General features: G+C 68.4%; 19 protein-coding genes and 1 pseudogene. 12 read left to right on the forward strand and 8 right to left on the reverse strand.

All coding sequences use genetic code 11. From position 1 onward, the window contains the following. Positions 1 to 22: 22 nt before the first annotated feature. From hemB to F0344_RS20550, 6 genes are all read left to right on the forward strand, one after another. The gene (hemB, locus tag F0344_RS20525) at positions 23 to 1018 is read left to right on the forward strand and encodes a porphobilinogen synthase (protein ID WP_185300163.1); all 996 of its coding nucleotides are present in this window, start codon (positions 23 to 25) and stop codon (positions 1016 to 1018) included. A gap of 346 nt (positions 1019 to 1364) precedes the next feature. After that, positions 1365 to 2036 (forward strand): Abi family protein, encoded by a 672-nt coding sequence (locus F0344_RS20530; protein ID WP_185300164.1) that lies wholly within the window; start codon positions 1365 to 1367, stop codon positions 2034 to 2036. Next, complete coding sequence (locus F0344_RS20535; RefSeq protein WP_185300165.1) at positions 2033 to 4171, forward strand: N-6 DNA methylase; 2139 nt, start codon at positions 2033 to 2035, stop codon at positions 4169 to 4171. The genes F0344_RS20530 and F0344_RS20535 overlap by 4 nt, the downstream gene beginning before the upstream one ends. Before the next feature lie 11 nt (positions 4172 to 4182). Further along, positions 4183 to 5817, forward strand: coding sequence for an HsdM family class I SAM-dependent methyltransferase (locus tag F0344_RS20540; protein WP_258050025.1), 1635 nt, complete (start codon positions 4183 to 4185; stop codon positions 5815 to 5817). Beyond that, a complete protein-coding gene (locus F0344_RS20545) occupies positions 5817 to 7049 on the forward strand; it encodes a restriction endonuclease subunit S (protein ID WP_185300166.1) in 1233 nt (410 codons plus the stop codon). Before F0344_RS20540 ends, F0344_RS20545 begins: the two co-directional genes overlap by 1 nt. After that, positions 7046 to 10279, forward strand: coding sequence for a type I restriction endonuclease subunit R (locus F0344_RS20550; protein WP_185300168.1), 3234 nt, complete (start codon positions 7046 to 7048; stop codon positions 10277 to 10279). Before F0344_RS20545 ends, F0344_RS20550 begins: the two co-directional genes overlap by 4 nt. 67 nt (positions 10280 to 10346) lie before the next feature. Here the strand turns inward: F0344_RS20550 and F0344_RS20555 are convergent, their stop codons facing one another. Both F0344_RS20555 and F0344_RS20560 read right to left on the reverse strand, forming a co-directional pair. After that, positions 10347 to 10697, reverse strand: coding sequence for a hypothetical protein (locus F0344_RS20555; RefSeq protein WP_185300169.1), 351 nt, complete (start codon positions 10695 to 10697; stop codon positions 10347 to 10349). Between the two features lie 48 nt (positions 10698 to 10745). Continuing rightward, positions 10746 to 11795: a helix-turn-helix domain-containing protein gene (locus tag F0344_RS20560; RefSeq protein WP_185300170.1), complete on the reverse strand. Its 1050-nt coding sequence runs from the start codon at positions 11793 to 11795 to the stop codon at positions 10746 to 10748. A gap of 112 nt (positions 11796 to 11907) precedes the next feature. On the opposite strand from F0344_RS20560, the pseudogene F0344_RS20565 reads away from it, so the two are divergent. Further along, a pseudogene (locus F0344_RS20565) lies at positions 11908 to 12317 on the forward strand (ATP-binding protein). A 3-nt stretch (positions 12318 to 12320) separates the two neighbouring features. Here the strand turns inward: F0344_RS20565 and F0344_RS20570 are convergent. Next, the gene (locus tag F0344_RS20570) at positions 12321 to 13052 is read right to left on the reverse strand and encodes a DUF4232 domain-containing protein (protein ID WP_185300171.1); all 732 of its coding nucleotides are present in this window, start codon (positions 13050 to 13052) and stop codon (positions 12321 to 12323) included. 371 nt (positions 13053 to 13423) lie between these two features. Here F0344_RS20570 and F0344_RS20575 point away from each other — a divergent pair, with 371 nt between their 5' ends. The 3 genes from F0344_RS20575 (at position 13424) to F0344_RS20585 (ending at position 16568) form a co-directional block, all read left to right on the forward strand. After that, positions 13424 to 14752 carry a helix-turn-helix domain-containing protein gene (locus tag F0344_RS20575; RefSeq protein ID WP_185300172.1) on the forward strand — a complete coding sequence of 443 codons (1329 nt, stop codon included), beginning with the start codon at positions 13424 to 13426 and terminating at the stop codon, positions 14750 to 14752. An 88-nt stretch (positions 14753 to 14840) separates the two neighbouring features. Continuing rightward, entirely contained in the window at positions 14841 to 16034 is a 1194-nt protein-coding gene (locus F0344_RS20580; RefSeq protein WP_185300174.1) for a phospholipase D-like domain-containing protein, read from the forward strand. Positions 16035 to 16142: 108 nt separating this feature from the next. Then, positions 16143 to 16568, forward strand: a complete 426-nt coding sequence (locus tag F0344_RS20585) for a hypothetical protein (RefSeq protein ID WP_374940106.1) — start codon at positions 16143 to 16145, stop codon at positions 16566 to 16568. 70 nt (positions 16569 to 16638) lie between these two features. Here the strand turns inward: F0344_RS20585 and argS are convergent, their stop codons facing one another. Beyond that, positions 16639 to 18414 carry an arginine--tRNA ligase gene (gene argS, locus F0344_RS20590; protein ID WP_185302793.1) on the reverse strand — a complete coding sequence of 592 codons (1776 nt, stop codon included), beginning with the start codon at positions 18412 to 18414 and terminating at the stop codon, positions 16639 to 16641. Positions 18415 to 18551: 137 nt separating this feature from the next. Between argS and lysS the strand changes: the two genes are divergently transcribed. Then, the gene (lysS, locus tag F0344_RS20595) at positions 18552 to 20315 is read left to right on the forward strand and encodes a lysine--tRNA ligase (protein ID WP_185302794.1); all 1764 of its coding nucleotides are present in this window, start codon (positions 18552 to 18554) and stop codon (positions 20313 to 20315) included. A 97-nt stretch (positions 20316 to 20412) separates the two neighbouring features. On the opposite strand, the gene F0344_RS20600 is transcribed toward lysS, so the two are convergent. The 3 genes from F0344_RS20600 to F0344_RS20610 form a co-directional block, all read right to left on the reverse strand. Continuing rightward, on the reverse strand, positions 20413 to 21801 hold the full coding sequence (locus F0344_RS20600) for a DUF2637 domain-containing protein (protein WP_185300176.1): 1389 nt from the start codon (positions 21799 to 21801) through the stop codon (positions 20413 to 20415). A gap of 228 nt (positions 21802 to 22029) precedes the next feature. Further along, positions 22030 to 22848, reverse strand: coding sequence for a DUF3558 domain-containing protein (locus F0344_RS20605; protein ID WP_185300178.1), 819 nt, complete (start codon positions 22846 to 22848; stop codon positions 22030 to 22032). A gap of 220 nt (positions 22849 to 23068) precedes the next feature. After that, positions 23069 to 23857 carry a DUF3558 domain-containing protein gene (locus F0344_RS20610; RefSeq protein ID WP_185300180.1) on the reverse strand — a complete coding sequence of 263 codons (789 nt, stop codon included), beginning with the start codon at positions 23855 to 23857 and terminating at the stop codon, positions 23069 to 23071. Between the two features lie 171 nt (positions 23858 to 24028). On the opposite strand from F0344_RS20610, the gene F0344_RS20615 reads away from it, so the two are divergent. Then, the gene (locus F0344_RS20615; RefSeq protein ID WP_185300182.1) at positions 24029 to 25222 is read left to right on the forward strand and encodes an RtcB family protein; all 1194 of its coding nucleotides are present in this window, start codon (positions 24029 to 24031) and stop codon (positions 25220 to 25222) included. Between the two features lie 109 nt (positions 25223 to 25331). Here the strand turns inward: F0344_RS20615 and F0344_RS20620 are convergent, their stop codons facing one another. Beyond that, complete coding sequence (locus tag F0344_RS20620) at positions 25332 to 26090, reverse strand: SDR family NAD(P)-dependent oxidoreductase (protein ID WP_185300183.1); 759 nt, start codon at positions 26088 to 26090, stop codon at positions 25332 to 25334. Between the last annotated feature and the right edge of the window lie 61 nt (positions 26091 to 26151).

Below are 26151 nucleotides of genomic sequence, written 5' to 3' on the forward strand. Positions count from 1 at the left end.
TGTGCGGGTCTATCGTCGAGGGATGACTGTGTACGGAAACTTCCCCGGCTCCCGCCCCCGGCGGCTGCGGACGACGCCCGTGATGCGGCGCATGGTCGCCGAGACCCGGCTCCACCCGGCGAACCTGATCCTGCCCGCGTTCGTACGCGAGGGCATCGCCGCGCCTGTCCCGATCTCGGCCATGCCCGGTGTGCAGCAGCACACCCTGGACACCCTGCGGAAGGCCGCCGTCGACGCGGTCGCGGCCGGTGTCTCGGGGATCATGCTCTTCGGTGTCCCGCTGGACGAGAAGAAGGACGCCACGGGCACAGCGGGCACCGACCCGGAGGGGATTCTGCAGATCGCGCTGCGGGCGGTGCGGGAAGAGGTGGGCGACGACCTCGTGGTCATGTCAGACCTCTGTCTGGACGAGTACACCGACCACGGGCACTGCGGCGTGCTGACGGAGGACGGGCGGGTCGACAACGACGCCACGCTGGAGCGGTACGCCGAGATGTCGCAGGTCCAGGCGGACGCGGGCGCCCATGTGGTCGGCCCCAGCGGCATGATGGACGGCCAGGTCGGCGTCATCCGTGACGCGCTGGACCAGACCGGGCACGAGGACGTGTCGATCCTCGCCTACACCGCGAAGTACTCGTCCGCGTTCTACGGGCCGTTCCGTGAGGCGGTCGGTTCCTCGCTCAAGGGCGACCGCAAGACGTACCAGCAGGACCCGGCGAACACCCGCGAGTCCATGCGCGAGCTGGCGCTCGACCTCGACGAGGGTGCCGACATGGTCATGGTCAAGCCGGCCGGACCGTACCTCGACATCCTGGCGAAGGTCGCGGAGTCGGTGGACGTGCCGGTGGCCGCGTACCAGATCAGTGGTGAGTACGCGATGATCGAGGCCGCCGCGGAGCGGGGCTGGATCGACCGGGACGCCGCGATCCTGGAGAGCCTGACGGGGATCCGGCGGGCGGGTGCGCAGATGATCCTGACGTACTGGGCTACCGAGGTCGCGCAGCGGCTGGGGCGCTGAGCGGGTGGACTGGAGCGGGTCACGACGAGGGCGTGGCCCGCTTTTCAGGTTCTCGACAGATTTCTGCGGTTAGTGAGAACCCGGCTTCTCACAAGTACGCGCTCATATAGCTTCACATCTGGCAGGGGAGGCGCTAGATTGATCTCATCGCGGTGAGGGAGCGTCAGCTCGACTCTCACAGCAGGAACAGTGACGCCCTGCACTGCCTAATTGCGGTGGGCAGTACAGGGCGTATCACCAGGCTCTGCCCTGGGCTGTGTGCTATGCGGCGAAGCAAGCGGTGACAGGACTCCAAGGCGTACCCGGGAACCCTAACACGGTGGCCGGCTGGAAGGAAGTGCGGACGATGACGGAGAGCAGTGAGGAGCAGTTAGTCGAGGCCATCTCTCCGGAGCGGTTCCAGCCGTTCCTGGAGGAGTGCCACGGCGACGTGGTGGTGGCGCTGCGCCTGTACGCCTGGGACGCGGAGGCGGCCCGGGCGCTGCACAGCCCTCTGCGTGACCTGGAGGTGAGCCTGCGCAACAGGATTCACCGCCAGCTCACCGGCAGGTTCGGCCAGAGCGACTGGTGGAACCTGCGGCGGGCGGAGCCCAACCGCTGGGCCATGGAGGACATCCGTGACGCCGAGGCCCGGCTGGCGCGACGCGGAAACGGCGCCGCCCCGTGCGATGTCGTCGCCACGCTGTCGTTCGGCTTCTGGGTAGGGCTGCTCAGCAGGGGCGGCCACGGCAACTACGACATGAAGTACTGGAACCCGGCGTTGCGGCACTGCTTCAAGGGAGTGCGGCGCCAGGACCTGCACGACCGGCTGGAGGTCATGCGGACTCTGCGCAACCGCATCGCGCACCACGAGCGGGTCTCGCACCGCCACCTGGAAGAGGACTTCCGTACGGCCATCGAGCTGACGGCCCTCGTCGCTCCCGAGCTGGCGGCGCGCCACGAGAAGTACAGCCGGGTCCCTGCGGTCCTGGCCCGCAAGGCCCGGGTTCTCTCGGGTGAGGAGGAGATTGTGCTGTGACGGAGCTACGGCGGTACGAGCCGGTCACCCTCGGCGAGATCAAGGAACTCGCCGAGGTCGGCCGGCCCACGGTCAGTAACTGGCGACGCAGGCACGCATCTTTTCCCGACGCGATCGGTGGCACCGAGAGCAAGCCTCTGTTCGACGCGGAGGAGATCGGGAAGTGGCTCGACGAGAGGCCGGTGCCCACTAGCGAGCCGCAACCGGACGGCACACTGCCGACCTACGGGGCGCGATTCCGCGACGGGCTCCGGCTGCGGAGGCTGGTGACTCTCGCACACGGGACACTCGGGGCCGACGAGCTGATCGTCCAGGCGCTGGCTGTCGCAGCGATGGAGGGGGAGGGCGGGGGCAGCATCGAGGAGAGCTTGCCTGCGAGCCTTCTGCCTGATTTCGACCGTGCGGATTCCGAGCTGGTACGTACCGTGCGCGATCTCGTCGCGGAGCTGGGGAGCGCCGGCGCGGCGGCTGAAGCGGTGCTCCAGCTGGCCGGCCGGCTTGAGTCCGACCTTGCGATGGACGCGACGCCTCGGCCGGTTGTCGAGCTGATCGACGCGCTCGCGGGGCCCGTTCTGTCGGTTGCGGAGCCGACGGCTGTGCTCAACCTGTGTGCCGGCACCGGAGACGTACTGCTTGCCCTCGATGCCGATGACGGCGAGAACCGTGTCGCCGCGGTGGAGTCCGACCCGGTGAGGCGGAAGGTACTGGAATACCGGCTGCTGGCGCATTGGGCCGCGGGAGAGATCTTGGTCTGCGCCGAGCCATGGGAGCTGGACGAGCTCCGTCCACGTGCCGAGTGGTCGCTGGTTCCGGGGGCCGCGGACCCGGCGGCATCGAGTTTTCCCGACGGGGACTTCGTGGTCGCCGATCCGCCGTACGCCTCGGGAGAGCACGAACGCGATGAGGAGGGTCCCCTGCGGTGGGCGTGGGAGACGATTCGGCGTCTGGGGCCGGAAGGCCAGGGGCTCGTGGTCGTTCCCTCCTGGACGCTCTCCCGCCCGCGTGGCGGAGTCGTGACGGCCAACGCGCGGATGCGTGAGGATCTGTTCAAGCTGGGTGCTGTCGAGGCGATCGTCCAACTGCCCCGCCGCATCCATACCTTCCGCACCGGCGCCGAGCACGCCCTGCTGGTGCTGCGAGGAGAAGCCCGGCGCTCGCGCGAAGCCGCTCAGGTGCTGCTGATCGATGCCGACCGCCTGGCTCGCAGGGTCGGCGATGCCTGGCCGGAGAATGTCGTGGGGCTGCTGCGGAGCAAGGAGACTCCGGTGTCCCAGGAGGCGCAGTGGATGCCGACGGCCGCCCGCTCCGGCAGCCCATCCCTGTTGGACGGGCGTTCCGTGCTGCCCGCGCATCGGCTCGCGTCCCCGGAGAAGGGCCTTGATCATTTCGCGGCGACAGTGGAGGCACGACAGAGCGCCTTCGCGGCACTGCCCCATCTGAAGCAGTGGATCGGCGATCTCGGGGTCGGGAAGAGGGAGCATCGTGCCGAGCACTTCAAGATCGGTGGGCAGCTGAGGGCAGGGCAGCTCAGGCTCCTGTCCGGGCATCGCATCAGGGAAAGCGACATCGGTGACGCGGGTGTCCCGGTGATCGGCCGGGAGGAGATGCTGGGCGCCCTGCCGATCGGGGAGCGACGGATCATGCTGGAGGATCTCGCCGCCTATCCACAGAGCCTGATGACCGAGCAGGGCGACGTCTTTCTGCTCACCGAGCACGGTGTGCGCACGCAGGTGGACGACGCGGGCGGCTGTGTGTTGCTGGCGCCGGTGCAGGGGCTGCGGATCGCTGCTTACCGGAAGTATCTGATGGACCTGGCGGAGGGTGAGACGGTCCGTCCGGAGCGCCTGTGGATGCGCCCTCATGCGCTGGCCCGCCTGCTGGCCGCACCTCGCAACCAGCAGCGCGGCAGCGGATCGCTCGTACGGCGGGTGAGCGTGAAGGACATGGACCTGCCGCAGCTGCCGGTGGAGGAGATCGCCGACCTCGAAGCCGTCCTGGCCGAAACGGAACGTCACCGTACCGAGGTACGGCGGCAGCTGACGGCGCTGGACATGCTGGCCGAGCGGCTGGCGGCGGGTGTCGCGGACGGCGACCTTCGACTGCGCAAGCGGTCCGATCCGGGACCCCGGGTCTGACGCACCCTTTTGTGAACCACGAGAGAGACGAGTGCCCCGTGCCACCCCGTAAGAAGACCGAACCCGCCGACATGAAGCAGATCCTTTGGCAGGCCGCGGACAAGCTGCGCGGAAGCCTGGACGCCGCCGCCTACAAGCACTTCGTACTGGGCCTCGTGTTCCTCAAATACGTCTCGGCCGCGATGAGCGAGAAGCGCGCCCAGCTGGAGGCAGAGCTGCGGGAGGAGGGCGGCTGGAGCGAGGAGGACATCCTCGTCACGCTGGAGGAGCGGCGCGAGTACACGGGCGCCGGCATCTTCTACGTACCCCAGACCGCACGCTGGGAGGCTGTGCTCGAACGGGCCGGCACGACCGTGGAGGGCCAGACCGTCGGCGAGGCGATCGACGCGGCGATGCTGGCGATCGAGGCGCAGAACCCGGCGCTGAAGAAGACCCTGCCCAAGATCTACGCCAGCGGCCGGGTCGATGAGGAACGTCTCGTCGGACTGATCAGGCTGCTGGACCGGCTCGCCTTCCAGGAACAGCTCGGTGACGACGGCCGCCGCAAGGGCGCGCGGGACATCATGGGGGAGGTGTACGAGTACTTCCTGGCCGAGTTCGCGCTCAAGGAGGGCCGCAAGGGCGGGGAGTACTTCACCCCGGAGAGCGTGGTGCAGCTCTTGGTGGAGGTCCTGGAGCCGCAGCCGGGCGAGCGGGTCTACGACCCGGCGTGCGGGTCGGGCGGCATGTTCGTGCAGGCGGAGAAGTTCATCGAGTCGCACGGCGGCAACCCGCTGAACGTCGCGGTGTACGGCCAGGAACTCAACCAGACCACCTGGCAGCTGGCCCATATGAACCTGGCCATCCACGGAGTCGAGGCCAACCTCGGGGACGAGCCGGCCGACACCTTCCGCAACGACCAGCACCCGGCGCTCAAGGCGGATGTGGTGATGGCCAACCCGCCGTTCAACATCTCCGACTGGGGTGGGGAGATGCTCGGCATGGACCGGCGGTGGGTGTACGGGGCTCCGCCCGTCGGCAACGCGAACTACGCGTGGCTCCAGCACATGATCAGCAAACTCGCGCCGAGCGGCCGGGCGGGCGTGGTCCTGGCCAACGGCTCGATGAGCAGTAAGCAGTCCGGCGAAGGTGACATCCGCCGGGGCATGGTCGAGGACGACCTGGTGATGTGCATGATCGCCCTGCCGGGACAGCTCTTCCGGTCGACCCAGATCCCGGCGTGCCTGTGGTTCCTCGCGGAGGGTAAGGGGCGGCACTCGGAGTGGGTGCGGGGGCGTAAGGGCGAGGTTCTGTTCATCGATGCGCGCGAGTTCGGCGTGATGAAGAACCGGACTCTCAAGGAGCTGACTCAGGAGGAGATCGTCGGCCGCATCGGGGATGTGGTGCGGGCGTGGCGGGGCGCGGAGGGGGCGGGGGCGTACGAGGACGTGCCCGGTTTCTGCGCGAGTGTGGGCCTGGGGACGGTTGCCGAGCACGACTTCGTGCTGACGCCGGGGCGGTACGTGGGTACGACGGAGGTAGAGGTCGATCCGGAGGCGGAGCCGGTGGAGGCGAAGATCGCGCGGCTTTCGGCGTTGTTGCGGGAGCAGTTCGCGGAGTCGGAGCGGTTGGCGAAGATTGTAGATGAGCAGCTGGGGAGGGTGTGATGGGGGAGTTCAGCTTCGTTCCCTTCGGCTCGTTGGCCGCTGCTGCACGGGGAGCTTTCGCTATGGGGCCATTCGGTTCGAAGATCACAAAAGAAAATTACACCACGGTCGGTGTGCCGGTGGTGCGAGGTGTAAATCTCGCGAAAGGCATCTTCGTTGATGAAGAGTTCGTCTATATCTCACATGAGAAGGCTGATGATCTGGCGTCGGCGAATGTTCAACCCGGCGATCTGATTTTCACGCACAGGGGAACAATTGGGCAAGTTTCGATGATCCCGCGCAATCCGCGATTTTCGCGATATGTGATCGGATCGAGTCAAGTGAAGTCTCGCTTGGATGAAAGTCGAGGATGTCCAGAATTCTATTACTACTGGTTTAAGTCTCAGTATGGAAAAAGTAGCATTCTGGCGCACGCGTCGACAGTTGGGGTTCCGGGTATTTCAACTCCTCTAACCTCGATCAAAGGTTTGAATGTCCCGTATCCGCCTTTCGGTGAGCAGCGAGCGATTGCCGAGGTGCTCGGCGCGCTGGACCACAAGATTGCCCTCAATGAGGGCATCCGGAACACCTGCCTGAGCCTCGCCGCAGCCTGCTACGAAGATGCAGAAAAAGGCAGTGCATCGGAGGTGCTCGGCGACCTGGCCAAACTCTTCGATGGTCCGCATGCAACCCCTCAGAAGACGCCAACCGGCCCCTGGTTTCTCAGCATCAGCAGCCTTAAGAAGGGCTACTTGGATCTGGCTGAGTCCGCTCATCTCTCAGAGGGTGACTTTCCTCGCTGGACTCGTCGCGTGCAGCCGCAAGGGGGAGACGTGCTCTTCTCCTACGAAACGCGCCTTGGCGATGCGGCTCTCATGCCGCCGGAAGTTAGGGGAGGCCTCGGGCGTCGTATGGCACTTCTGCGCAGCAAAACGCCGTCGGTCAGTGGCACGTTGCTCCTCCATGCGTACTTGGCGCCCTCGTTCCAGGAGGAGATCAAGCGGCGCACGATTCACGGCGCAACCGTCGATCGGCTGCCGCTCAAGGAAATGCCCGGCTGGCGAATTCGTCTACCTGTCGTCGGTGAACGTGAACGGCTGTCGGCGGAACTCGACGCGCTGCACGCCACCGTAATGCAGACTGCCAACGAAAACCGCACCCTCGCCGACCTCCGCGACACCCTCCTCCCTCAGCTCGTCACCGGAAAGCTCCGTGTCAAGGACGCGACCCGCGTCGTAGAGGGGGCCGTATGAGGAACGCCCACCCCACCGGCGAGCCCCCCATCGACCGGCTCACCGAACAGGAGTTGGAGCTGCACGCCCTCGGGGTGCTCGGTGAAATCGGGTGGCAGCACGTGCCCGGGGCCGAGTTGGGGCCCTCGTACGGGGTGCGGAAGGGGTGGGTGGACCTCGTCCTTTACCCGAACCTCCGCAAGGCGATCCGGCGCCGCTACCCGCAGTTGCCCGAGAGCGTGGCCGACGACGCGATACCTCTGCTCCTCACCCAGCTCACCCAGCACGACCTGCGCGAGAACCACCGGTTCTACGAGCGGCTGACCGGTGGCGTCTCTGTCCCGTACGACGACCCCGCCACCGGCGACACACGGCACGCCGTCATCCGGCCCGTCGACTTCGGCGATCCGCATGCCAACGACCTGATCGCCGCCAGCCAGGTCCGGGTCAAGAGCGTCAAGGACCGGACGTTCATATTCGACGTCGTCCTGTATGTGAACGGTCTGCCGCTCGCCGTCATGGAGTTGAAGAAGGCCGACGGCAACGACAGCGCCCGCACGGCATACGACCAACTCCAGGGCTACCGGCGCGAGCTGAAGCAGACCGGTACGTTCGCCACGTTCCTCGTCATGCTCGCCTCCGACGGGATCACCGCTCGCATGGGCACGCCGTTCACCCCCTGGCAGCACATGGCCCCCTGGCACGCCGATGACCACGACCGCATGTTGCGCAAGCACGAGCGCCAGGACGGGCGGGCCCTGGAGCGCATGTTGTACGGGGCGTTCGAGCCGGCCCGTCTCCTGGACCTGATCGGGCACTTCCTCTCGTACTCCGCCGAGAAGTCAGGCGACGTCAACACCGTCAAGCTCGCCAAGGCGCACCAGTACTTCGCCGTGAACGCGGCTGTCCGGGCCACCGAGTCGGCCCTCGCGACCGACGGCAGGGCGGGTGTCGTCTGGCATACGCAGGGGGCGGGCAAGAGCGAGGAGATGCTCTTCTATGTGGGAAAGGCGGCATCGACGCCCGAGCTGTCCAGCCCTACCTTCGTCATGCTGACGGACCGGATCGACCTTGACGACCAGCTGTACCGGACTTTCATCGCCAGCGACACCCTCCGTAAGAGGATCAAGGAGGAGCCGCAGACGGCCGACGACGCGGGGCAGCTCCGAGAGCTGCTGAACAGCCCGGAGAGCAACGGCGGGGTCGTCTTCGCGACGCTCCAGAAGTTCCGGCTGACCGAGGCCGAGCGCAAGGCCGGTGTCCGGCATCCGCAGATCTCGCCGCGCCGCGATGTGATCGTCGTCGTCGACGAGGCTCACCGCAGCCACTACGACTTCATCGACGGCTACGCCCGCAACCTGCGCGACGCCCTCCCGAACGCCACCTTCATCGCATTCACCGGCACTCCCATCAACAACGGCACGGGTAGCACGCAGGGCGTTTTCGGCGGGAACATCCACACCTACGACCTCACGCAGGCCGTGGACGACGGGGCGACCGTGCCCGTCTTCTACGAGCCCCATCTCGTCAACGTCGATCTCATCAAGGACGTCGACCTCGACGATCTCGACGCCCGCGCGGAGGGGTTGATCGAAGGGCTGGACGAGGACGAGAAGCGAGCCGCCCGTCAGCAGTTCGGGCGGTACGAGGACTTGATCGGTTCGTCCGGACGTATCCGCGAACTGGCCGAGCACCTACTGGATCACTGGGACGCGCGCAGCACAGAGATGAGAAAGCTGACCGGCCGGCCGGGCAAGGGCATGGTCGTCTGTGCCTCCCGCGCGATCGCTGCCCGGCTGTTCGAGGAGGTGATCCGGCGTCGTCCGGACTGGGCCGGGGCACGCGACCCGAAGTCGCAGCTGCTGACCGACGACACCGGGCGCATCCGCGTCGTCTTCACCGGCAACTCCGCCACGGACGGCGAGGAGGTCGCCGACTACGTCCGCACATCCACCCAGCTGAAGAAGATCCAGGAGCGGGTGACCGATGCTGACGACGAACTGGAGTTGGTCATCGTCCAGTCCCTGTGGCTGACCGGCTTCGACGCGCCGCCTCTGCACACGCTCTACCTGGACAAGCGCATGCGCGGGGCCGCACTCATGCAGGCCATCGCCCGCGTCAACCGCACCTGGCCGGGGAAGCCGTCCGGGCTGGTCGTCGACTTCCAGGGCGTCATGCGGGAGATCAAGGAAGCCCTAGCCGAGTACTCCGAACAGGATCAGGCGGACCCCATGCTGGGCGCTGACCTTTCGGGGGCCGTCCAGTTGGTGCGGGAGAGCCATCAGCAGATCGTTGATGTCCTGCACGGTTGCCAGTGGCGCCGTGTCCTCGCGGCGGGTGGCTCGCGTGCCTACCGGGAGGCGCTCACCGCGGTACTGGAGTTCCTGATCACGCCGGAGCCGGGGCTGGAGCCCGAGCAGGCGACGCGCAGACAACGGTTCATGTACCACGCGGGTCTGCTCCGTCAGGCGTTCTCGCTCTGCCCGACCGATCCGCGCGTGCAGGACCTGCTGCCCGACATCCGGTTCTTCGAGACCGTGAGCAAGTCGCGGGAGAAGTACACCGCCGAGGAGAGGGAGGAACAGGGCACCGCAACGGCGGCGGACGTCGAGCTGCTGATCGCCCAGCTCAATGCCTCGGTCGTCGCGGCCGACGGGGTGGTGGACATCTATGACGCGGCCGGGCTCACCAAGCCGGATCTGTCGCATCTGGACGCGTCGATGCTGCAGAAGCTCCAGGCGTCCAAGCATCCGAACCTCGCCATCGAGGCACTGCGGCGGGCGTTGCTCAAGGAGATCAGGGACGCGCATCCCCGCAACCTCACGCGGCAGGAGACCTTCACCAATCGGGTGGGGGCCGCGATGAACAGGTATACGAACGGGCTTCTGACAGCGGCCGAGTTCATGAAGTTCCTCGTAGAACTGGCGCAGGAGGTGTCCGCCGACCGGGGCCGGGCCAAGACGCTCGGTCTGACGGAGGACGAGTTGGCCTTCTACGACGCGCTGGCGGCCGATCCCTCGGCGGTCGAGCAGATGGAGGACTCAATCCTCGCGCGGATCGCGCACGAGCTGTACGAGCAGATCCGCAAGGACGTCACGGTCGACTGGAGGATGAAGGAGCAGGCCCGGGACCGGATCATGGCCCGCGTGCTCCGGCTGCTGCGCAAGTACGGCTATCCGCCGGACAAGCAGCCCGCGGCGATCGAGCGAGTCCTGAAGCAGGCGGAGGACATGGCGGAGTCGCTGGCGTGACTCGAGTGTCACGAGCCATGGGTATCGGCCCCACAGGCGTCGGGCGTCCGGTTCCCGCGTGGGTTCCTTACGGCCAGTCGATCAGGGCCGCGAACGTCACGTAGGTGAGGAACACCGAGGCGGGCGCGAGCACGGTGATGAGCACCCGGCGGGCGGCGTTGCGTTGCTGCCACGGGACTGCCCAGGCGACCACCAGCAGGATCAGTGAGAGCACCAGGCCGCAGCAGAGCACGGTCCATGCCGGGCCGAAGCTCGCGTCGAAGCGGTCCGATTCCGTGTCCGAGCAGGAGTCGCAGGCCATCGGCGAGAGTCCGCCGAAGACGATGGCGAAGAACGCGAGCGGCAGCGTGACGAGCGTGGAGACGAGCGGGGCGATCCAGGCGCGGGAGTCGCGGAGGTCCGTGAGGTCATCGAGCATGCGTACGAGTCAACTCGGCGCCCAGGATCGCCGCATGAGCTGTCGTACTCAGCGCACGAGGACGAATACCGTGCGTGCCTCGGTGCCGTCGGGCAGGGGCGCGTCCGCGGTCACGTGACCCAGTGCCTGGCCTTCGGCGGGGCGGCCCGGCTGGAGTACGCGGTTGATGTGGAGGGTGAGCCGACGGCCGTCCGGCGCGGTCTCCACGACGACGTCCGTGCCGTCCGGGTCGTCGGTCGTGGCCGAGGACGTGATCGACGCGGTGGCGTCCGGTTCCGCGCACCAGCCGCTGACGGACGGGTCGGGGGTGTTTTCCAACAGGCCTTTCGTGTCCTCGGTGTTGAGGGCCTGGGTTCGCAGCATCGCATATTTCTGCGCCAGGATGCTGACCTCATCCGGGTCCGCGACGATCTGGCTGCCCCGCTGGGTTTCGGTGTACACGAGGTGCTGGAAGTTGGGCGTTTCCAGCAGGATGAAGGGACCGGCGAGTGCCGCGTGAGTCTGGCGGCCGAGCGGCATCACTTGGAGTGTGATGCCCGGCAAGCTCGAACACGTGCAGAGGTGGCGCAGGGTTTCTGTGTACACCTCGTTGCCGCCGAGACGGTCCCGGAGAATGGCCTCCGAGATGATGAAACTCGTAGTCGGGGGTACCGGGCGGTGCAGGATCTCCTGGCGCTCCAGTCGGGTGGCCGCCTGCGCGACGATGTCGTCTTCGCTGATCACGGGGACCTTGCTACGGAACACCGCCCGCGCATAGTTCTCGGTCTGGAGCAGGCCCGGCAGAACCTGGTTCTCGAACCAGGACAGCGCCAGTGCCTCCCGTTCCAGATCCAGATACTCCTCCGCCCACGCCGGGATCAGGTCGACCTCCGGCATGTTCTCCACCGCCGTCTCCAGCAGCCGGTCCAACTGGCGTGCCAGGTCCGGCAGCAGGGCACGTCTGCCCTGTTCGATGGAGGCGATCGTCTCCGCCTGGTGGCCCACCAGCTCCGCCAGCTGGGCCTGGGTCAGGCCGGCCGCGGTGCGGAACACGCCGACCAGCTTGCCCACGAGTTTCATCGCCGACGCGCTCTTGCGCTGCCGCTTCCTGGGGTGCATACGGTCCCCACTCCCACCCTCGTCCGTACTTCACGCATGGGCGGCCCGTACAAGAAATCTGTACGGGTGCGCGTACTGCGTCAGCGTAGTCACAGAGTGTGACTGTCGTCCCATGAACGAGACGATGCAACCCTCGCTGCTGCGCGAGCGGTTCTACCGCCGTGAGCGCCGATCGGTACCTGCGGCACGGGAGTTCGTGCGGGCGGCCGCCCTCGACTGGGGGTTCGGGGCGCGGCTGGACGACGTGGTGCTGTGTGTGAGCGAGCTGGCGACCAACGCGCTGGTGCACGGGGTGCCGCCAGGGCGCGGGTACCAGGTGCGGATGCTGTTGCGGGAAGAGGGCCGGGCGCTGCGGGTGGAGGTCCACGACAGCGGTGACGGTGAGCCGGGGGTGCGGGTGCCCGAGGGGGAGTCGGGGCGTGGGCTGCTGCTCGTGGCCGCGCTCGCCGACCACTGGGGGTGGGCGAGCGCGACCCGGGCAAGGTCGTGTGGTGCGCCTTCTCGAAGCCCCGCTCCGGGTGACGGTCAGTGCATCAGGGCGTCGTCCATGGAGGTCTGCCAGTGGGTGACGAACGCGGAGCTGTCGACGTACACGTCCTTGCCGAGCGTGATGTCCGTGGACGGGCCGCTGGAGCCGGATCCCTCGCGGCCCTGGAAGCTGACGGTCACGTCCTTGGTGGAGTAACCGCCAGTGCCGCTTCCGTCCGCGGATTCGGTCATGACACCGGCGTAGGCCGTGGCGCCGGGCGCGAGGGTGACGACGGCCTGCGGCTTGCTCGCCTCGACGGCCCGCGGGGCCGACTGGGCGTCGCCGAAGCGCAGGAACGGGTAGTGGTAGGCGTTGCAGGCCTTCGAGCCGGTGTTGGTCACGGTGAGCAGCATGTGGTTGACGGGGCGGGTCACGGGGGCGAGCGTCACCCTGGTGTTCCCGCCGTCGCAGGCGAGGGTGGCGGGGCCGCTGTCGCCGGTGTTCCGCGGCTGCTTCGCGGCGGGCTGTACGGAGCCCGGACCGGAGCCCTTGGCGTCACCGGAAGCGGAATCCGAACCGTTCGTGTCCTTCGCCGTGTCGGGTGTCTTGGTGGGCGTGGCGGGGCTCTTCGCCGGCTGCTGGGATGCCGAAACCGTCGGTTCGACGGCGGCGTCGTCCGCCGCTGTCGTGCCGTCACCCTGACAGGCGGTCAGTGAGAGGGCGGTGATCAGTGCTGCGGTGCCCAGGGCGGAGGTGCGGGCGGCGCGGCGGAGGCGAAGGTTGCGCATGAGGTGGTTCTCCCCGTTCGAAGGCGTATATGCGGGGCGCCGTTTGGCGCCTTGAGGTGTGGGCGGGTGTACTGGCGTTCAGAGGAGTGCGGTGACGACCGCGACGCAGGCGATCAGCACGCAGGTGGCGAGTACGTCGGTCAGGCCGAAGGCAGGTCGAGTACGCACGGCGGCTCCCGGGACGATGATGGTGGGATGTACGGGTCGCGGGGAACGCCGCGGTGTGTCCACATCATTGCCAGGCCCGGAATTCGGTCGCAACGGTTGCCGGGCCATGCGGGACGCTGGAACGTTCGCACCTCCTCTGACCTGCGCGAACAGCACCTGCCTGGAACGCCGTTCCGGGAAGGAAACAGAGGGGAACGGTCGGGGTGGGCACAGAGATCCAGGACTTCGCGGCGCGGCTGAGGGGGCTGAAGGAGCGGTCCGGACTCAGCTACGGGACGTTGGCCCAGAAGCTGCACATGAGCACCTCCACCGTCCACCGGTACTGCAACGGGGACGCCGTTCCGCACGACTACGCGCCCGTCGAACGGTTCGCGCGGGTCTGCCGTGCGTCGGGGGACGAACTGGTCGCGCTGCACCGGGCATGGATTCTGGCGGACGAGGCGAAGCGGCGGAAGGCACCGGGGGCGGTAGCGGAGGCGGAGGCGGAGGCGGAGACGGAGGCACCGGAGGACGCGGTGTCCGGTGCGGCCGCATCGGAACCGGAGCCCGAACCCGTATCGGAACCCGTACCGGAACCCGAACCGGCCCGTGCTCCTGGCAGGCGCAACCGGCCGTTGCGCCTCACGCTCGTCGCCGCGGCCGTGGTGGCGCTCGCCGTCCCCACCACCGTGGTGCTCACCAGGACGGCGCCCTCGCAGGGCAGCGGAACGGTCGCCTCGGGCAAGGGGCAGGAGACGGGCGCCGGCGCTCCGAGCGGTGAGGGGAAGCCGTCCGGCACGGCGACGGCGGGCGGGAAGGCGTCGGGAAGCCCCTCGCCCTCGGACGCGGGCGCTTCCACGTCAGCTTCCGCGTCGGCCGAGCCGTCCCGGACGGTCAAGCCGGAGACGTCCGGCGGCGCCGGAGCGAGGACCGGCCTGCCGCTCGCCGCGCACATCCGCCCGGAGACCTGGGAGGACAAGTGCGACCAGACCTACATGCTGGACCGGAAGCCGGAGCGGGTGCCGCCGCCGCCCTACGAGCCCGACGCGGGGGTGTGGGCCGGTGCCCTCGGAGCCGTACCTGGCGGGCTGAAGCGCATCGACGTGGTCGTGCAGGGGAAGGAGGCGGACGCCGTCGTCCTCCAGGCCATGCACGTACGGGTCGTGGGCCGCACGGCCGCGCCCGCCTGGCAGGCCTACTCGATGCTGCAGGGCTGCGGGAGCGGGGTGCTGGTGTCCACGTACGAGGTCGATCTCGATGCGGCGCGGCCCCTGTTCAAGGCCGTCCCGACGGACAACGGGGAACGCACGCTGCCCGCGAATCCACTGCCGCTCAAGACGTCCGCGAACGACCCGGTGGTCCTGGTGGTGTACGCCCGCACCCAGACGTACGACGCCCGCTGGCATCTGGAACTGGACTGGAGCAGCGGCGACCGTAGCGGCACGATGCGCATCGACGACAACGGGAAGCCCTTTCGGACGATGAGCCTGAACGACCGGCCGCTGTACGACTACTGGGCCGAGAAGAAGACCTGGGTGCTGCGGGACTACTGAGAGTGACGATGGAGGAGGGAGAGGGCGGGAGTAGAGTCGGTCGGCATCCCCCTTTCCGCCCCCCCTTTTTCTCCACGGCAGGTGGACGATGTCCCGCAGCTCAGGTGAGAGACCGGACCCACTCTTCGCGGAACGCATACTGCGCCTGCGGCGAAGGCTGGAGCGACTGATAGGTATCGCCGCCACGGAGGGTAACGGCCTGCTTCTGCTCCGCAACGGGGACGAGATCTTCCCCGCGATGCTGGGTGCGATCCGAGCCGCGCAGCACACGGTGGACATGATGACGTTCGTGTACTGGCGCGGTGACATCGCCCGTGAGTTCGCCGAGGCGCTTGCGGAGCGGGCGCGCGCGGGAGTACGGGTGCGGCTCCTCCTGGACGGTTTCGGCAGCCGTCTGATCGAGAAGGACCAGCTGGCGATGATGGAGGAGGCGGGCGTCCAGGTCGCCTGGTTCCGTAAGCCGCTGTATCTCTCGCCCTTGAAGCAGAACCACCGCTGCCACCGCAAGGTACTCGTCGTCGACGAGGAGACGGCCTTCACCGGTGGGGTGGGGATCGCCGAGGAATGGTGCGGTGACGCCCGTGACGAGCACGAGTGGCGTGACACGCATGTCCGGTTGCGTGGGCCGGCCGTGGACGGTCTCGCGGCGGCGTTCGCCCAGAACTGGGCGGAGTGCCATGACGAACTCTTCGACGCCCGGGACCGTTTCGTGGAGAGCACCCGGCACGGGGACGCGGTGGTCCAGGTGGTGCGGGGTTCGGCCAGTTTCGGGTGGCAGGACATGCAGACCCTGTTCCGGGTCATGCTGGAGTCCGCCGAGGAGCGCGTGCGGATCTGCACCGCCTACTTCGCACCCGACGCGTACTTCGTCGAACTGCTCTGCGCGGCCGCGCGGCGCGGTGTCACGGTGGAGATCCTGCTGCCGGGGCCGCACACCGACAAACGGGTCTGTCAGCTCGCCGGACAGCACTACTACGAGGAACTCACCGGCTGCGGGGTGAAGATCTTCCAGTACCAGCCGACGATGATGCACGCCAAGGTGGTGACGGTCGACAGCGTCGCCTCGCTGATCGGCTCGACCAACTTCAACCGGCGCTCGCTCGACCACGACGAAGAAGTCATGCTGGCCGTGCTGGACCCGGAACTCACCGCCACGCTGGACGGTCACTTCGAGGACGACCTGCGGCAGAGCGAACTGATCCGGCCGGGCCGGTGGAAGCGCCGGTCATGGACGCAGCGGGCCCGTGAGGCCGCGGTCGTGCCGATACGCCGGTACCTGTGACCCAGGGGCCTGGTACGGGGGTGGCCGGCGCGGGTGTGTCCGGACCGGTGCCGGGCAGATGACGTGCGAAAGTGCGCGCCATCGTGCTCTCGTATGGAAGGGATACCCGTGAGCGAGTCCGCCGGGACATCGCAGGACTGGACATCGGTGATCACCGAGCCGGTCCCCGATCTCCAGCTTCAGCTGCTGATCCAGCTGCTCGACCGTGAGCTGCGGTCGAGCCTGCCGATCACGCTCAACGTCCCCAGCGGAGTGCTGTACGGCGACATCATCGGCCACGAGGCGTGGAAGGCGGAATGGGCGAGGAGCGTGCGTCAGGCGGCGGGCGATGCGGCGAACCTGATCGCCGAGTTTCCCGAGACGGTGGACCAGGGGATCAAGGAACTCCGGGCCGAGGACGACTCCCAGCTGCCACGGTGGATTCACCTGCGGAACGCGACGCTGGTGGTCGGTGCCGTGAATTCCGTGTCGATGCCGCTGTGGCGCGGCCGATTGGCCGATGTGTCCGGCTGGGGGCTGGGACAGCCCCAGTAGCCGCCCGTTCATGGCCGAAGGCCCCGCACGTGCGGGGCCTTCGGTATCCAGCCATGAACAGGGTGAGCACTCAGAGACGCTCGGGGGTGCGGATGCCGAGGAGCTTCATGCCCTGGTGGAGCGTGCGGGACGTCAGCTCGACGAGGAACAGCCGGTTCTCGACGACCTCGGCCGGATTCTCGTCGCTCAGGACCTGGCACTGGTCGTAGAACGTGGTGAGGTGCGACGCCAGCTGGTAGAGGTAAGCGGCCAGCTTGTGCGGCTCGTACCCGGCGGCCACCTCGGACAGGACCTCGCCGAACTGGTCCAGGTGCAGACCCAGCGCGCGCTCGGCCGGGGCCAGTTCCAGCTCCGGGTGCGCGACCGGCTTCGCGTCGCCGGCCTTGCGCAGGATGGAGCGGATACGGGCGTACGCGTACTGGAGGTACACCGACGTGTCGCCGTTCAGCGACACCATCTGGTCCAGGTCGAACTTGTAGTCCCGGACCGCCGAGGTCGACAGGTCCGCGTACTTCACGGCGCCGACGCCGACGTACCGGCCGTTCTCCACGATCTCGTCCTCGGACAGGCCCACCTTCCCGGCCTTCTCCCGGACGACGGCGGTGGCCCGCTCGACTGCCTCGTCCAGCAGGTCCTCCAGCCGGACGGTGGTGCCCTCACGGGTCTTGAACGGCTTGCCGTCCTTGCCCAGGACCGTGCCGAACGCCAGCTGGTGCGCATGGACGTCCTCGTTCAGCCAGCCCGCCCGGCGGGCCGTCTCGAAGACCATCTTGAAGTGCAGGGACTGCCGGGCGTCGACCACGTAGACGAGGGAGTCGGCCTTGAGGTCCTGCACCCGGTCGCGGATCGCGGACAGGTCCGTCGCCGCGTAGCCGTAGCCGCCGTTGGTCTTCTTGACGATCAGCGGGACCGGATTGCCGTCCGGGCCCTTCACGTCGTCGAAGAACACGCACAGCGCACCCTCGGAGCGGACGGCGACACCCGTCTCCTCCAGGATCCGGCAGGTCTCCTCCAGCATGTCGTTGTAGCCGGACTCGCCGACGATGTCGGCGTCGCGGACCTCCATGTCGAGCTTGTCGAAGACCGAGAAGAAGTAGATCTTCGACTCGTCGACGAAGCCCTGCCAGAGCGCCAGCGTCTCCGGGTCACCGGCCTGGAGTGCCACCACCCGGTCCCGAGCGCGGGTCTTGAACTCCTCGTCGGAGTCGAAGAGCACCCGCGACGCCTTGTAGACGCGGTTGAGGGACGACATCGCGGCCTCGCCGTCCGCCGCCGTGCCCTGCTGGTGGCCCAGCTCGCCGGGGTGCTCGATCAGGTACTGGATGAGCATGCCGAACTGCGTGCCCCAGTCGCCGATGTGGTGGCGCCGGATCACGTTCTCGCCGGTGAACTCCAGGATCTGCACCATCGCGTCGCCGATGACAGCCGACCGCAGGTGGCCGACGTGCATCTCCTTGGCCACGTTGGGCTGGGCGTAGTCGATGACCGTCGTGCCCGGGTGCGCGGCGCGCGGCACGCCCAGGCGGCCCTCGCCGTCCGTGGCGCGGGCGGCCAGCGTCTGGATGATCGCCTTGTCCGTCAGCGTGATGTTGAGGAAGCCGGGGCCCGAGACCTCGATGTCCTTGATCAGGTCGCCCGCCGGAAGGGCGGCCGTGACCTGGGACGCGAGTTCACGCGGGTTGCCCTTGAGCTTCTTGGCGAGCGCGAGGATGCCGTTGGCCTGGAAGTCGGCCCGCTCGCTTCGGCGCAGCAGCGGGTCCGCGGTGCCGGCATCCGGCAGCGCTGCCGTCAGGGCGTCCGCCAGCTGCTGCTGGAGCGTGGAAGCGAGGGAATTGACCGAGGCCATCAGCTGGCTGCCGTTTCCGTAGGGGTACAAGGGATCGTCCAAGTATCCCACGGGGTGTAAAGCCGTTTTCGCGCTGTGGGGGGTACCTGGGAGAATGGGCGGTGCCCCCCCCGATGGGATCTACCCGAGAGAAGGACGTGCCGACCGTGGCCGAGAGTCAGACCAGCACCGAGACCGACTGGGTCTCCCGCTTCGCGGACGATGTCATCGCCGAATCGGAGCGTCGTGCGCCTGGCAAACCGGTCGTCGTCGCCTCCGGTCTGTCCCCGTCGGGCCCGATCCACCTCGGCAACCTCCGCGAGGTCATGACCCCGCACCTGGTCGCCGACGAGATCCGCCGCCGTGGCCTCACCGTCCGGCACCTGATCTCCTGGGACGACTACGACCGCTACCGCAAGGTCCCCAACGGGGTCCCCGGCGTGGACACGTCCTGGGCCGAGCACATCGGCAAGCCGCTGACCTCGGTGCCTGCCCCCGCGGGCTCCGCGTACCCGAACTGGGCCGAGCACTTCAAGGCCGCCATGACCGAGGCGCTGGACGAGCTCGGTGTCGAGTACGACGGGATCAGCCAGACGGAGCAGTACCTGGCGGGCACGTACCGCGAGCAGATCCTGCACGCCATGAAGCACCGCCGTGACATCGACGCCGTCCTCGACGGCTACCGGACCAAGAAGGACCCGGCCGGGGCGGCCAAGGGCGGCAGGAAGCCGCAGCAGCAGAAGAAGGTCGACGAGGCCGAACTCGAGGCGGCCGAGGGCTCCGGCGCGGCGGACGAGGACGACGGCAGCGGCAACACCGCCGGCTACTTCCCGTACAAGCCGTACTGCGGCAACTGCGAGAAGGACCTGACGGTCGTCACCTCGTACGACGACGACACGACCGAGCTGAACTACACCTGCTCGTCGTGCGGCTTCGCGGAGACCGTCCGGCTGAACGAGTTCAACCGCGGCAAGCTGGTCTGGAAGGTCGACTGGCCGATGCGCTGGGCGTTCGAAGACGTGATCTTCGAGCCGAGCGGGGTGGACCACTCCTCGCCGGGCTCCTCGTTCGTCGTCGGTGGCCAGATCGTGCGCGAGGTCTTCGACGGCGTCCAGCCGATCGGGCCGATGTACGCGTTCGTCGGGATCTCCGGCATGGCGAAGATGTCCTCCAGCAAGGGCGGCGTCCCGACACCGGCCGACGCGCTGAAGATCATGGAAGCGCCGCTGCTGCGCTGGCTGTACGCCCGCCGCAAGCCCAACCAGTCGTTCAAGATCGCCTTCGACCAGGAGATCCAGCGGCTGTACGACGAGTGGGACTCGCTGGCGCGCAAGGTCGCCGACGGCTCCGTCCTGCCGGCGGACGCCGCCGCGTACGCACGGGCCGTCGGCACGGCCGCCGGCCCGCTGCCGAGCACCCCGCGCCCGCTGCCGTACCGGACCCTCGCCTCGGTCGCCGACATCACGGCCGGGGCCGAGGACCAGACGCTGCGCATCCTCAGCGAACTGGACCCGGAGAACCCGCTCACCTCGCTGGACGAGGCGCGGCCGCGGCTCGACCGTGCCGAGAACTGGATCACCAGCCAGGTACCGGCCGAGGCGCGCACCATCGTCCGCGACGAGCCGGACAATGAACTCCTCGGCTCGCTGGACGAGCAGGGACGGGAGTCGCTGCGGCTGCTCCTGGAGGGGCTGGACTCGCACTGGTCGCTCGACGGGCTGACCACGCTCGTCTACGGCGTTCCGAAGGTGCTGGCCGGTCTCGAGGCCGACGCCAAGCCGACGCCGGAGCTGAAGGTGGCCCAGCGCTCGTTCTTCGCGCTCCTGTACCGGCTGCTCGTCAGCCGGGACACCGGGCCGCGACTGCCCACGCTGCTGCTCGCGGTGGGGGCGGACCGGGTGCGGAAGCTGCTCGGCGCGTAGGGGTGTGAGCGCAGGGCCGTCACCCGGGGAACCGGGTGGCGGCCCTGCGGCGTGCCGGGCCGGACGTCAGTCGCCGGACGGGCCGGGCTTTTGTCGGTTACGCGATGTGCTCCGCTTCGAGTACCGAGTGGTAGCGGTTCTTGAACTCCGGCATCAGGCGGCGGATCAGAGCCGCGCTGCGCGGGTGCGACACGTTGTGGCTGTCCCCGACGTATATGTCCAGGGCCTCGACGCTCGGGTACTCGTTGTTCTGCTGCACGAAGGCGGAGAACGCCTCGTACGCGAGTGCGGCGAAGTCCTCGTCCTCCTGCGCCCATTCCGCCGGATCCTCCTCGGGCTCCTGCGGCTGCTGGGCCTGGGCCTGGGCCTGATCCTGGGGCTGCTGGGCTTCCGCGTTGCGAGGGTGAGGGACCGCGCCGATCGTGCCCACGTCGCCGAGGGGACGGGTGCGGCCGCCGGGGCCCGAGGGGATCATGACGGGGGTCGGTTCGAGGCCCTCGACGTACTGCGGGTTGTACGAACCCTCGTACGCGCCCTCCGGCACCGGCGGCGCCGCGAACCAGGGGCTCTCGTGCCCGTGTTGCCCCTGTTCCTGCGGCAACTGCTCCTGGGGCGACTGCTGGGGGTGGGGCGCGCCGTGCCGCTGCTCGTAGGCCCGGCCGAAGTCCTGCTCGAAGTCCTGGTCGTTCCCCTGCTGGTGTTCCAGGGGGTGCTGCTGGAGCCGCTGGTGCTCCTGGGGTGCGGCGACGGGCAGCTCGGCCTGGGGCTGGGTGGCGGCGACCGGCGGCAGCAGGGCCGGTTCGATGCCCGCGGCGGCGAGTCCGGCCGGGGCGGTCTCGGCGAGCGGGACCCCGTACTTCGCCAGGCGCAGCGGCATCAGCGACTCGATCGGGGCCTTGCGGCGCCAACTGCGGCCGTACCGGGCCTGGAGACGGGCCTGATAGATGAGCCGGTCCTGTTCGAGCTTGATGACCTGCTCGTAACTGCGCAGCTCCCACAGCTTCATCCGGCGCCACAGCTTGAACGTGGGGATCGGGGAGAGCACCCAGCGGGTGAGGCGTACGCCTTCCATGTGCTTGTCGGCCGTGATGTCCGCGATCCGGCCCACGGCGTGGCGCGCGGCCTCGACGGAGACGACGAACAGGATCGGGATGACCGCGTGCATGCCCGTGCCCAGGGGGTCGGGCCAGGCCGCGGCGCCGTTGAAGGCGATCGTCGCGGCGGTCAGCAGCCAGGCGGTCTGGCGCAGCAGTGGGAACGGGATGCGCATCCACGTCAGCAGCAGGTCGAGGGCGAGCAGCACGCAGATGCCCGCGTCGATGCCGATCGGGAAGACGTACGAGAACGACCCGAAGCCCTTCTCGACGGCCAGCTCGCGCACGGCCGCGTACGAGCCCGCGAATCCGATCGCGGCGATGAGCACCGCGCCGGCGACGACGATTCCGATGAGTATCCGGTGCGTGCGTGTCAGCTGCATCGCGGCCACGCGCGATCCCCTCCCCGACTTGTGCCCTGGGCTGCTGCCCGCGCCCGACCAGGACGTCCGGCGCGGGCACAGCCTGGCACATGCGTAGGGCACGCGTTACGCGGGGAGGGGGGAAGCCCGGCTCCCGAGGGAGAGCCGGGCTTCGTGAAAACGTCTGTGGGCAGGGGGGTTGGGGGTTCCGCCGGGGCTACGTCACGATGTGCGGACGGTTTTCGGGCGGCCCGGTTCCTAGGTCCTGGGCTTGGCGGTCGACTTGGAAGGCGCCTTGGACGAGGTGGTGTCCGGCGCTGTCGAGGACTTGCCCTTCGAGGGCACCTTGGTGCCGGCGGAGTCCACGTCGTCGGCCGCGTTGGCGGTGGCGACCGCGGCGACCGCTTCCTTCGCCGCCTTCTCGGCACCCTTCAGGATGTCGGAGGCGGACGGCGACTTGGCGCCCGCGTACCCGGCACCGTTGTAGGTCAGGGTGACGACGACGTTCCCCGTGCGGGCGACGACCGTCGCGTACTCGAAGTCCTCACTCGTCTTGGTGAGGTCGTACGTGATGGCGGTCGCCTGCTCGCCGACGCCGTCGAGGGCCGTCGTCTCGAGCTTCTTCGCGTCCTCGGTGGCCTGGGCCTTGGCGACCTGCTTGGTGTAGTCCTCGGTGGCGCGCGCGGCGCCACTTCCGAGGGACGGGTCCGAGGCGAAGCGGGTGTAGCCGACGTCGAGCCAGCGGTACTGGGAGCCCTTGACGCCGTTGTCGTCCAGGCCGTTCCAGGAACAGCCGGCGCGGGCCTGGACGTCGCTGGACTTGCCCGGTGTGCCGCCCTTGACCTTGGCCTTGGGGACCAGGGACGAGATCGTCTTCTTCGCGAGCGCCTTGCAGGGGTCGGGAAGCTGGGTGAACTTCGCCGGCTCGACCGTCGGCACCGTCGGCTTCGCGCTCGCCGAGGCGGACGCGTCCGCGTCCTTCTTGCCGTCGTCCGACGAGCAGCCGGTGACGACGAGCATCAGCGGGACGGCGGCGCAGGCGAGTATGCGGGACAGGCGCGGAGCTGATCGGTGCATGGTTCCTTCACTCGGATGGCACGGCGGTCTCGTGCGGGTCTTCGGGCGGTTCGGTCGGTTCGGGGCCGGCTTCGGTCCGTCTTCGGGCCGACTTGGGTCCGGCTTGGGTCCGGCGGTGGTGGTCCGGAGGGCCACGGTACGACGGACGGCGGCCGGATGCCGCCTCGGTCGGGGAGCCCGCGAGGGCGTACGGAACGGGTCGCGGGCTGTCGGACGGCGGCTACTCGCTGAGTGTGTCGGCCAGCTTCCGGGCCAGTGCCCGGGCCTTTTCCTGCAGTTCCTTGCTGTCGGGGACCTTGGTGACGAGGGCCGGCTGCTCGCTGTACCGGACGGTCACGATGACGTTCGATGTGCGGAATACCACGCTCACCGTGCGGTGCTGGGCGGTGGAACCTGCCCGTGTGAGTACATCGTCCAGAAACGCCGCATCGCCCAGGTTGTCCAGGATGCGCGGCTGGAGCGCGTCGGCGGTGGCGCCGGAGGCGCCCGTGGGGCCGCCGGCGCCGGTGCCGTTGCCGGCCGACGGGGTCGTGGGCGTCGCGCCCGGGCTCGTCTCCTTCTGCCCGTCGGGGGTGGAGGCGACGGGCAGATCGGCGGCGGTCTCCTTCTTCGTATAGACCTCGCCGGCCCGGTAGTCGTCGCTCACCGCCGGGTCGTACGACACGACGCGCTCGAAGTCGATGACGAGGTTCCGGGACATGTCCGGGGAGTCGGCCTTCCAGCGGCAGCCGACCTTGCGGTCGGTGTCGTAGGTGACGGCGGCCGTGCCTTCGTACACCTTCTCCTGCTGGTCCACGGGCAGTTCGGCGGCGCCCGGCAGCAGGTCCTTCAGGGTGGACAGAGGAACCGCGCGGCAGGGCTCGGGCAGTGTCCGGTACCTGCCGGGCGGGGCGGCCGAGACCGTCGGGCTGCCCGGCTTGCTGTCGGGGTCGTCGGCAGTGCCGTCCGAGCCCGCGCTGCAGCCGGCGACGAGCACTGCGAGCAGTGCGACGCCGGGTGCATACGCCATGTGTCGCACGGTTCCAGGCTCCCTTCGGAACGAAAACAGGTTGCCGCTCGATGGCGGCCGGTGGACACAATGTGTATCGCACGCGCAGCTGTGAATGCCGGTCGACCGACGTGTTTGCCGATCTTGGCGCCAGTTTTGCGTTTTCAGTCTTTACGGGGGAATCGAGGGGTTATGTCGTATGTAGAGGTGCCGGGTCAGCAGGTTCCGATTCGGATGTGGGCCGATCCGGCCTCGGTCGAGGACGGGGCGATGCAGCAGCTGCGCAACGTGGCGACGCTGCCGTGGATCAAGGGCCTCGCCGTCATGCCGGACGTTCATTACGGCAAGGGCGCGACCGTCGGTTCGGTGATCGCCATGCACGGTGCGGTCTGTCCGGCGGCGGTGGGTGTGGACATCGGCTGCGGAATGTCGGCGGTGAAGACGTCCCTGACAGCCAACGACCTGCCGGGGGATCTGTCGCGGCTGCGCTCGAAGATCGAGCAGGCCATTCCGGTGGGCCGGGGGATGCACGACGAGATCGTCGAGCCGGGGAAGCTGCACGGCTTCCCGACGGCCGGCTGGGACGATTTCTGGGGGCGGTTCGACGGGATCGCCGATGCGGTCAAGTTCCGTCAGGAACGTGCCACGAAGCAGATGGGGACGCTCGGAAGCGGAAACCACTTCTGTGAGATCTGCATCGATACGGACGGCTCCGTGTGGCTCATGCTCCACTCCGGTTCGCGGAACATCGGCAAGGAGCTGGCTGATCACCACATCGGTATCGCGCAGAGCCTGCCGCACAACCAGGGTCTGATCGACCGCGACCTCGCGGTCTTCATCTCCGAGACCCCGCAGATGGCGGCGTACCGGAACGATCTGTTCTGGGCGCAGGAGTACGCGAAGTTCAACCGCGCGATCATGATGGGGCTCCTGAAGGACGTCGTCCGCAAGGAGTTCAAGAAGGCCAAGGTCGCCTTCGAGCAGGAGATCAGCTGCCACCACAACTACGTGGCGGAGGAGCGGTACGAGGGCCTGGACCTGCTCGTCACCCGTAAGGGAGCGATCCGCGCCGGGTCGGGGGAGTACGGGATCATCCCGGGGTCCATGGGGACGGGCTCGTACATCGTGAAGGGCCTAGGGAGCGAGAAGTCGTTCAACTCCGCCTCGCACGGTGCCGGCCGCCGGATGAGCCGTAACGCGGCGAAGAAGCGGTTCACGACGCAGGACCTGGAGCAGCAGACGCGGGGTGTGGAGTGCCGCAAGGACTCCGGTGTGGTGGACGAGATCCCGGCCGCGTACAAGCCGATCGAGCAGGTCATCGAGCAGCAGACCGATCTGGTCGCGGTCGTCGCGAAGCTGAAGCAGGTCATCTGTGTGAAGGGGTGAGACCGGCACGGCCGCCGACAGGCGGGTCCGGCGGTCCAGGCGGTCAGGCGGGTCGGGTGGGCAATGGGCCGGGGGCCGGATGCCGTGGCTTCCGGTCCCCGATCCTGTTTCACGGGGTGCGGTGGACCTTGGAGTTGGATGCCTGGGCGCGGGGGCGGACGACCAGGAGGTCGATGTTGACGTGGCTGGGGCGGGTGACGGCCCAGGTGATCGTGTCGGCCACGTCGGAGGCGGTGAGGGGGGCGTCGACGCCCGCGTACACCTTGGCGGCCTTCTCCGTGTCGCCGCGGAACCGGGTGGTCGCGAACTCCTCGGTCTTCACCATGCCGGGGGCGACCTCGATGACGCGGACCGGGGTGCCGACGATCTCCAGGCGGAGGGTCTCGGCGAGGACGTGCTCTCCGTGCTTGGCCGCGACGTAGCCGCCGCCGCCCTCGTAGGAGGAGAGTGCCGCGGTGGAGGAGAGGATGACGATCGTGCCGTCGCCGCTCGCGGTGAGGGCGGGCAGCAGGGCCTGGGTCACGTTGAGGGTGCCGATGACGTTCGTCTCGTACATCTGGCGCCAGTCCGCGGGGTCGCCGGTGGCGACGGGGTCGGCGCCCAGTGCGCCGCCCGCGTTGTTGACGAGGACCGCGAGGGAGCGGAAGGCCGTGGCGAACTCGTCGACCGCTGTGCGGTCGGTGACGTCGAGGGCGTACGCCGTCGCTTCGTGGCCCGCTTCGGTGATCTCGGCGGCGAGCGCTTCGATGCGGTCCTTGCGGCGGGCGGTGAGCACGACGCGGTAGCCGGCGGCTGCGAGCTGCCTGGCGGTCGCGGCGCCGATACCGCTGCTCGCGCCGGTGATGACGGCGATGGGGGTGGCGGCCATGGCGATCTCCTCGGACGGCTGATCGGTACGGGCCAAGGATAGGCAGGCCGGTGGGGCGGGC

The sequence above is a fragment of the Streptomyces finlayi genome, from assembly GCF_014216315.1.
Taxonomy (GTDB): domain Bacteria; phylum Actinomycetota; class Actinomycetes; order Streptomycetales; family Streptomycetaceae; genus Streptomyces; species Streptomyces finlayi_A.

Excerpts from the sequence above, each read along its gene's own strand:
- F0344_RS20605 (WP_185300178.1), bottom strand. The coding sequence starts at position 22,848 with ATGCACCGATCAGCTCCGCGCCTGTCCCGCATACTCGCCTGCGCCGCC.
- F0344_RS20550 (WP_185300168.1), top strand. The coding sequence starts at position 7,046 with ATGAGGAACGCCCACCCCACCGGCGAGCCCCCCATCGACCGGCTCACC.
- F0344_RS20580 (WP_185300174.1), top strand. The coding sequence starts at position 14,841 with ATGTCCCGCAGCTCAGGTGAGAGACCGGACCCACTCTTCGCGGAACGC.
- hemB (WP_185300163.1), top strand. The coding sequence starts at position 23 with ATGACTGTGTACGGAAACTTCCCCGGCTCCCGCCCCCGGCGGCTGCGG.
- F0344_RS20620 (WP_185300183.1), bottom strand. The coding sequence starts at position 26,090 with ATGGCCGCCACCCCCATCGCCGTCATCACCGGCGCGAGCAGCGGTATC.
- F0344_RS20560 (WP_185300170.1), bottom strand. The coding sequence starts at position 11,795 with ATGCACCCCAGGAAGCGGCAGCGCAAGAGCGCGTCGGCGATGAAACTC.
- F0344_RS20545 (WP_185300166.1), top strand. The coding sequence starts at position 5,817 with ATGGGGGAGTTCAGCTTCGTTCCCTTCGGCTCGTTGGCCGCTGCTGCA.
- F0344_RS20610 (WP_185300180.1), bottom strand. The coding sequence starts at position 23,857 with ATGGCGTATGCACCCGGCGTCGCACTGCTCGCAGTGCTCGTCGCCGGC.
- argS (WP_185302793.1), bottom strand. The coding sequence starts at position 18,414 with ATGGCCTCGGTCAATTCCCTCGCTTCCACGCTCCAGCAGCAGCTGGCG.
- F0344_RS20530 (WP_185300164.1), top strand. The coding sequence starts at position 1,365 with ATGACGGAGAGCAGTGAGGAGCAGTTAGTCGAGGCCATCTCTCCGGAG.
- F0344_RS20555 (WP_185300169.1), bottom strand. The coding sequence starts at position 10,697 with ATGCTCGATGACCTCACGGACCTCCGCGACTCCCGCGCCTGGATCGCC.
- F0344_RS20615 (WP_185300182.1), top strand. The coding sequence starts at position 24,029 with ATGTCGTATGTAGAGGTGCCGGGTCAGCAGGTTCCGATTCGGATGTGG.
- F0344_RS20570 (WP_185300171.1), bottom strand. The coding sequence starts at position 13,052 with ATGCGCAACCTTCGCCTCCGCCGCGCCGCCCGCACCTCCGCCCTGGGC.